This window comes from Streptomyces sp. NPDC028722, from assembly GCF_040637655.1.
In the GTDB taxonomy this organism is placed as follows: domain Bacteria; phylum Actinomycetota; class Actinomycetes; order Streptomycetales; family Streptomycetaceae; genus Streptomyces.
Window position 1 is genome coordinate 153,459 of the sequence record NZ_JBEZWU010000012.1, and the last position, 7,303, is coordinate 160,761.

Sequence of the window (7,303 nt, forward strand, 5' to 3'; positions counted from 1 at the left end):
GGGCGAGTGTGCTGGGATCGCGCACGCGACGTGCGCCGGGTCATGCGTCGAAGTCGAGGGTGAGTTCGGTGCCGAGCGGCCGGGCCCTGCACACGAGCGTGTAGCCCGCGGCGGTCTCCTCGGCGTCGAGGGCGTGCTGGGGTGCCGCCGTCACCCGGCCGGACAGGACGCGGGCGCGGCAGCTGCCGCACACGCCCTCGCGACAGGCGAAGGGGACGTCGGGGTGGGCGCGCAGCAGCGCGTCGAGGAGCGTGGCATCGCCGGGTCCGGCGGTCGCCAGACGGCGGTGACCGCCGAGCAGCGCGGTGACACGGGTCCGCTGCGGGGCGGCCGTCGGCCGGGAAGGCGGCGCACTCGGCTGCGGGGTACCGGTACCGGCAGGAGTGAACATCTCCGAGCGGATCCGGGCCGCCTCGGCGCCCCACACCGTGAGCGCCCGGCGTACGGAGACGACCAGGCCGGCCGGGCCGCACAGGGCGAACGCGGTGCCGGGGCCGGGGCGGGCGCCGACCGCGGTGAGCAGGCGCGGCAGCGTCACACCGTCGATGCGCCCGCCCGGCGGCCCGGCGCCGCGCTCCTCCCGGGTGAGGACGTACAGGACGGTGAAGCGGTCGACGAACGCGTCCTTGAGAAGGGCGAGTTCGTCGGCCAGCAGGGCGTCGGCGGACGTCGGGACCGAGTGGATCAGGGAGACCCGGCAGGCGGGGTCCTCGCGCAGCGCGGTGGCGGCCATGGCGGCGAGCGGTGTGATGCCGGAGCCGCCCGCGATCAGGACGTGGTGCCCCCCGGGTGGGCCGGGCAGAGCGAACGTGCCCGTGGGCGAGGAGAGTTCGAGGACGTCTCCGGGTGCCAGAGCGGTGATGGCATGGGCACCGAAGCCGTCGGGGGCACCGCGCCTGATCACCAGGCGCAGCGCGGCCGGGTCGCCGGGTGGGGGGCACACGGAATAGCTGCGGCGCAGCTCCCTGCCGGCGAGGTGGTGCCGGACCACGACGTGCTCGCCGGCCCGGTGCGCGAAGACCTCGCGCAGCGGCCCGGGCACCTCCAGGGTGACCGCGACCGCGTCGCCGGGCAGGTGCCGGACATCGGCGACCACGAGCGGGTGCCAGCCACTGCGCCGGGGCCGGCCGGAGGGTTCCGGACCCGAGGCGGCCGGGGGCGCGGCAACGGGCACGACGGCGCCCTCGGCGGGGGTGGCGGCGGGACGGGGCTCGGCGGGGAGGGGGCCGGGCCCGGCGGGGACGGGGCGGGGCGCGGCGGGAACGCCGGCGGTGGTGGAGGCAGTGCCCGGCGCGGTGGGGATGGCGCCGGGCCCGGCGGGGACGGGACGGGGCGCGGCGGGAACGCCGGCGGGGGCGGACACGCCCGCGGCGGAGGCGACGCCGGGCTCCGTGGGGATGGTGCCGGTTCCGGCCGAGGCGGTGCCGGGCCCGGCGGGACCACCTGCGGCGGCGGAGGCAGTGCCCGGCGCGGTGGGGATGGCGCCCGTCTCGGCGGAGGCGGTGCCGGGCGCGGCGGACACGCCTGGGGTGTCGTCGGCCCTGTCCGCGGCGGAGGCGGACCCGCCCGGGGGGACGGTTGTGTGGGAGGTGTCGATGGTGTTCACGGTCCGCCTCACAGCGCGCTCAGGTGGGGGAACAGCTCGTGGCATGCCGTGCACCGGAGCACGGACTGGCAGCGGGTCGGCCCGAAAGGGCTGTGCGGCCGGGTGGCACGGGAGCCGCAGTGCGGGCAGGGCACCTGGGCCAGCGGGACCGGGACCGGACCGTCCGCCGGGGCGGGGACGGGCGGGGCGATGCCGTGGGCGGCGAGTTTCGCCCGCCCCGCCTCCGTGATGCGGTCCGTCGTCCACGGCGGGGACAGGACCTGCCGTACCCGCCCCTCGGGGTGGCCGCTCGCGGCCAGCACGTCCCGGATCGCGGAGACGATGGCGGGCAGTGCCGGGCAGCCCAGGTAGGTCGGGGTGACCTCCACTTCGAGCACTCCGTCGGTGGCCGGGGCGACCGAGCGGATCACGCCGAGGTCGCCGAGGCCGATCATCGGCAGCTCCGGGTCGGGCAGTGCTTCCACGAGGGCCCGGACCTCCGTCACCGCGCGGGCGGGGCGCAGGGGTACGACGGGTCGCGGTGCCGGAGGTGTCGTCCGAGGCGGCGCCGGGGACGTCACCGAGGGGGTCGGGCCGTTCACCAGCGGCCTCCCGGGAACTGGCGGTGCACCGACTGCATCTCGGCGATCAGCGGCCCGAACTCCTCGGTGTGCAGGCCCGCCCGGCCGCCGCGGGCCTGCCAGCGCGGGACCGGCACGGACAGGCCGGCGCGGGTCACGACCTCGCCCACACTCCGCTCCCAGGCGGGACGCAGCGGGGCGGGCGAGGGCACCGTGCCCGCCGCGACGAGGTGGCTCAGTACGTCGTCCACGTCGAACAACTCGGCGGTGTAGGGCCACACGCGCTCCAGTCCCCGCTGCATGCGACGGCAGCTCTCGGGGGTGCCGAGTCCCAGCCGGAGGGTCCAGTTGTCGGCGTGCATCCGGTGGAAGGCCACCTCCCGGGCGGCCCGCTCGCCGAAACCGGCCAGTCGGGCGTCCGCGCATCCGGCCAGGGCCTCGTAGTACAGGACCGCGTAGTGGGTGTAGGCGAGTTGCCGGGCGACGGTCACGGCGAAATCCCCGTTCGCCAGTTCGGTCAGCAGGGCGTTGGTGAACTCGCGGTCGGAGCGGGTGAAGGCGAACTCGTCCTCGGTGCGTCCGGTTCCGTCGGCCTGTCCGCTCAGGGTGAGCAGCATGCGGGCGTGGCCGATCAGGTCGAGGGCGATGTTCGACAGCGCCATGTCCTCCTCGATGGTCGGCGCGCGCGTGATCCACTGGCACAGCCGCTGCCCGAGGACGAGAGCGTCGTCGCCGAGGCGCAGCAGGTGCACGGCGAGGTGGGCGTCGACGCGGGCGGCTTCGGCGGACGCGGCGGGGTCAGTCGAGAGGGTCACCGTCGGGGCCTTCCTCGGTCAGCGGCGCGAACTGCTCCGGGTACCGGTAGGGCTTGTGGTGGGCGCCCGCGAAGAACGGGTCGTGTTCGTCCGGGGAGGCCGCGTGCACGGCGTCCGAGCGGACCACCCACAGGGACAGCGGGTCGCCGCGCCGGGTGTACAGATCACGGGCCCGCAGCAGGGCCGTTTCGGCGTCGGAGGCGCGCACGGACCCCACGTGCTGGTGGGCGAGGCCCCGGCGGGGCCTGAGGAGGACCTCCCAGGACGCCGGGGCGCCCTCTCGCTCCCGGCTCATCAGCGCTCACCCACCCGTTCCCGCGCCCCCTGGGCCGTGGCCGTGACCGGGACCGTAGCCGTGTCCGCGTCCGTGGCCGTAGCCGTAGCCGTAGCCGTAGCCGTAGCCGTAGCCGTGCTGCTGGGTGCCCCGTCGGCTCCGAAGCGTGCCGCGTACGCCGCGGACGCCTCCCGCACCCAGGCGCCGTCCTCGTGCGCCGTGCGCCGGTGTTCGACGCGTTGCCGGGACCAGTGCGTGTCGTCGCCGAGCGCCTCGCGGTAGACGTCCCAGTCGACCGGGGTGAAGTCGTAGTGGCCGCGTTCCTCGTTCCAGCGGATCGCCGGATCGGGGAGGGTGAGCCCGAGGCGTTCGGCCTGGGGGACACAGCTGTCGACGAAGCGCTGGCGCAGTTCGTCGTTGGTGTGGCGCTTGATGCCCCAGGCCATGGCGCGGCGGGAGACCGCGGCGCCGAGTGCGGCGGTGCGGGCGTCGGTGCCGCCGGCCTCGGTGTCGGGCGGGCCGAACATCAGCGCCACGGCCGGCAGCCACCAGCGGTTCACCGCGTCCTGGGCCATCGCCTTCTGTTCCGGCGTGCCCGCACACAGGGCGCGCATGAGGTCGTACCCCTGCCGTACGTGGAAGGCCTCCTCCTGGCAGACGCGGCGCATCGCCCGGGCGTACGGTCCGTAGGACGTGCGGCACAGGGGCGCTTGGTTGATGACGGCGGCGCCGTCCGTCAGCCAGGCGACGGCGCCGGTGTCCGCCCACGTCAGCGCCGGGTGGTTGAACGTCGCCGAAGCCCGCTGCTGCCCCCCGTGCAGGGCGTCGAAGAGATCGGCCCGGTCCACACCCAGTGTCTCGGCGGCGGAGTAGAGGTACAGCCCGTGCCCGGCCTCGTCCTGCACCTTGGCGATGAGCACCGATTTGCGGTGCAGGGAAGGGGCCCGGGTGAGCCAGGCGCCCTCCGGCTGCATGCCGATGATCTCGGAGTGGGCGTGCTGCGCGATCTGACGGATCATCATCCGGCGGTAGCCGTCGGGCATCCAGTCACGGGGTTCGATCGTCTCGCCCCTGGTGATGAGGCCGTCGAAGTGCGCGAGGAGCTCGTCCGGTGCGGCGGGCGCGGTGCCGGCCGGCTGTGCGCTCATGCGGTGCCTCCGCGGCCGGTTACCGCCACGGCGGGCACGTACCGGTCCTCGGACCGGACGTATGGCCTGGGCACTGGCATCACTCCTTCGGCGTCTTGCGGGTATCGGCCCGCCCGGCGGGCCCGGCGCGTCGGGCTCCGGGTCGCCCGGCGCCTCGCAGTGCCCGGTCCGCCGGGCGGGTGCCGCGCGGTCTCCGTAGGGGAAAGAGGCTCGGTGCGCGCCCCGCTATCCCCGCGTCGGCCGGTGCGGGTGCGTGACAAAGCTCACGCCGACCGGCAGGGATTGCCGTGCGCCGCGCGGGCCTCTTGTTCGGGTGACACCGGACCCACGAGATCCGCCCGGCGGTCACTCGCCGCGGCGAAAGGGGAAAGCATGAGCACCATCAGGGAGTTGCTGGTCGAACTCACCGGTACCGCGGAGTTCGCCGACGCCGAGCGGGTCGGTGACGACGTCGACCTCGCCGCGAGCGGCATCGACTCCGGTGACCTGGTGCGTCTCGTCCTGCTCGTCGAACAGCGGCTCGGCGTGGAGATCACCGCGGACGACATGGAGCGCCTGCACACGATCGCCGACTACGAGCGGTTCACGGCCGAGCGTTCCGTCGCCGGCGCCGGCGGTGCGTGATGTGGCTGGCACAGCTGCTGGAGCGCAACCGCCAGTGCCGGCCCGACCGGTTGGCGCTGGTCGACGAGCGGCGCCGGCTCACCTGGTCGCAGTTCCACGACCGCACGCTGGAACTCGCGCGGGGGCTGGCCGATCTGGGCATCGGGCGCGGTGACCGCGTCGCGGTGCTGTCCAAGGACCGTATCGAGGTCCTGGAGACCTACTTCGCGCTCGCCCGGCTCGGCGCGCTGTTCGTCCCGCTGAACCACAGCCTGGCCGTGCCGGAGGTCGCCGGCATTGTCGAACGCGTCGGAGCGGTGGCCGTCCTCGGTGAGTCGGAGCTGCTGGACCGGCACCCCGAGCTTCCGGCGTCGGTGCGGATGAGGGTGGCTCTGGACAAGCCGGTGTTCGAGGCCCTGGGCACCCTGGCCGCCGAGCGCGACCTGCCCGACGTGGCCGACACCGACCCGATCGCCGTGCTGCACACCTCGGCGACGACCGGACAGGCCAAGGGCGTCACCGTCGACAGCGCGTCGTTCCGCGCCATCGCCCTGGGCTGGCTGGTCATGGCACGGCCCACCGACGACATCGTCATGGTCAACTGCTGCCCCCTGTACCACGGCAGCATGGTGGTGTCCCTGACCTACCTGGCGGCCGGGGCCACCGTCGTGCTCATGCCCGGCTTCACGCCGCAGCGGGCGCTGGCCGCGGTGGAGGAACACCGTGCCACGCACATGTGGCTGGTCCCGCAGATGCTCCGCTTCATGCTCCAGGCCAAGGGCGCAGGGCGCGCCGACCTGTCCTCGCTGAGGGAGATCCTGTACGGCGCCGCCCCCATGCCCCTGGACGTGTACGCCGACGCGGTGGAGCGCCTGGGCTGCGGTTTCCGGCAGGTGTACGGCATGACGGAGGTGGGCGGGCCCTTCGTCACCCTCGGCCCCGACGAGCACCCGGCGCCCGGGGACGTCACGGCCCGCATCCCCTGCGGACGCGTCGTGCCCGGGATGTCCGCCCGCGCGGTCGACGGAGCCGGGCGGGAGCTGCCGCGCGGCGAGATCGGCGAGATCGTCGTGCGCGGGCCGGGCGTCATGCAGGGCTACTGGAACGACCCCGAGGCCACGCGCGAGATCAGCCTCGCCGGCTGGATCAGAACAGGTGACCTGGGGTTCGTGGACGACGCGGGCCGTATCCATCTCGTGGACCGCACCAAGGACGTCATCATCCGGGCGGGGCAGAACGTCTACCCCTCGGAGATCGAGCGGGCCCTGCTGTCCCACCCGGCGGTCCGGGACGCGGCGGTCGTCGGGATGCCCGACGAGGACTACGGCGAGGTACCGCTGGCGTACGTCGTCGCCGAACCGGACACCCGGGCCGCGGAGCTGCTCGCCCACGTGGGGCAGCGGCTCGCCCCGTACAAGCGTCCGCGGCGGGTGGAGTTCATCGAGCAGGTGCCCCGCAACCCCGCCGGGAAGATCGTCAAGAAGCTGCTGCGGGCCTGACGCGTGCGCCCGTGTCAGTGCCCGGCTCCGACGGCAGGCCCTCCCCCGGGCACGCTCCCGGGGGCAACGCCCGGTCCGGGTGCCGAGGTGGCCGCGCTGCTCCGCCCGCTGCGGGCGGAGTGGGCGGCGGCCGGGCTCGGGCTGGGCGCCGCCGTCGTCTCGGAACCGCGGGCCGTCCCCGCCGGGCCCGCCGAGGAGGCCGCGGCCGCGGGGATGGCGCCGCAGCGCCGGCTGGAGTTCCTGGCCGGCCGGCTCGCGGCGCGGCGCGCGTTGCGCGCGGTGGGGCTGGACTGCGGGGAGATCCCGCGGGCGGGCCGCCTGCCGGTGTTCCCTCCCGGGCGGGCGGCGTCCATCTCGCACAGCGCGGGGGTCGCGGTGGCCGTGGCCCGGGCACCGGGACGGGACAGCCCGCTCGGCTGTGATCTGGAACTGCGCCCCCTGCCCGCCGAGGCGGCCCGCCTGGTGCTGCGCGAGGACGAGGAGGAACTGCTGCACGCTTCCGCGCCGGGTGCGGCGCGGTGGTCGGTGACCTCGTTGTTCTCGGCGAAGGAAGCCGCGTGGAAAGCCCTGCACACCGGCCCGGAAGCGCTTCCCACGGGCATGCTGAGGAGCCTGCGCGACCTGCTCGCCCGCCCATGCGCGCGCGGGCTGCGGATCGAGGCGCGGCGGAACCCTGGGCCCGCCGTGTACGTCGAGGTGGTGGCGGTCGGCACGGGCGTCTTCAGCACGGTCCTCGGCCGGGCCGGCCCCTGACCGCCGGCCACCGCCTCATCGAAGGCCCCCCGCACACCGGCACCC

8 protein-coding genes are annotated in these 7,303 nt (G+C 75.1%); 3 read left to right on the forward strand and 5 right to left on the reverse strand.

Going from position 1 to position 7,303, the window contains the following annotated elements; genetic code table 11:
• Window positions 1-40: 40 nt before the first annotated feature.
• The 5 genes from AB0F03_RS20295 to paaA all read right to left on the reverse strand — a co-directional run bounded on the left by AB0F03_RS20295 (window position 41) and on the right by paaA (window position 4,403).
• Window positions 41-1,606: a 2Fe-2S iron-sulfur cluster-binding protein gene (locus AB0F03_RS20295; RefSeq protein WP_361993633.1), complete on the reverse strand. Its 1,566-nt coding sequence runs from the start codon at window positions 1,604-1,606 to the stop codon at window positions 41-43.
• Window positions 1,607-1,614: 8 nt separating this feature from the next.
• A complete protein-coding gene (gene paaD / locus AB0F03_RS20300; protein WP_361993793.1) occupies window positions 1,615-2,109 on the reverse strand; it encodes a 1,2-phenylacetyl-CoA epoxidase subunit PaaD in 495 nt (164 codons plus the stop codon).
• A gap of 74 nt (window positions 2,110-2,183) precedes the next feature.
• On the reverse strand, window positions 2,184-2,981 hold the full coding sequence (gene paaC, locus AB0F03_RS20305) for a 1,2-phenylacetyl-CoA epoxidase subunit PaaC (RefSeq protein WP_361993636.1): 798 nt from the start codon (window positions 2,979-2,981) through the stop codon (window positions 2,184-2,186).
• Window positions 2,965-3,276, reverse strand: coding sequence for a 1,2-phenylacetyl-CoA epoxidase subunit B (locus AB0F03_RS20310; RefSeq protein WP_361993638.1), 312 nt, complete (start codon window positions 3,274-3,276; stop codon window positions 2,965-2,967). Before AB0F03_RS20310 ends, paaC begins: the two co-directional genes overlap by 17 nt.
• Window positions 3,276-4,403 (reverse strand): 1,2-phenylacetyl-CoA epoxidase subunit PaaA, encoded by a 1,128-nt coding sequence (paaA, locus tag AB0F03_RS20315; RefSeq protein WP_361993641.1) that lies wholly within the window; start codon window positions 4,401-4,403, stop codon window positions 3,276-3,278. Before paaA ends, AB0F03_RS20310 begins: the two co-directional genes overlap by 1 nt.
• A gap of 372 nt (window positions 4,404-4,775) precedes the next feature.
• On the opposite strand from paaA, the gene AB0F03_RS20320 reads away from it, so the two are divergent.
• The 3 genes from AB0F03_RS20320 (at window position 4,776) to AB0F03_RS20330 (ending at window position 7,258) form a co-directional block, all read left to right on the forward strand.
• Window positions 4,776-5,027, forward strand: a complete 252-nt coding sequence (locus tag AB0F03_RS20320; RefSeq protein ID WP_361993643.1) for an acyl carrier protein — start codon at window positions 4,776-4,778, stop codon at window positions 5,025-5,027.
• Window positions 5,027-6,505: an AMP-binding protein gene (locus tag AB0F03_RS20325; protein ID WP_361993645.1), complete on the forward strand. Its 1,479-nt coding sequence runs from the start codon at window positions 5,027-5,029 to the stop codon at window positions 6,503-6,505. Before AB0F03_RS20320 ends, AB0F03_RS20325 begins: the two co-directional genes overlap by 1 nt.
• Window positions 6,506-6,592: 87 nt before the next feature.
• Window positions 6,593-7,258, forward strand: a complete 666-nt coding sequence (locus AB0F03_RS20330) for a 4'-phosphopantetheinyl transferase superfamily protein (RefSeq protein WP_361993647.1) — start codon at window positions 6,593-6,595, stop codon at window positions 7,256-7,258.
• Window positions 7,259-7,303 lie beyond the last annotated feature (45 nt).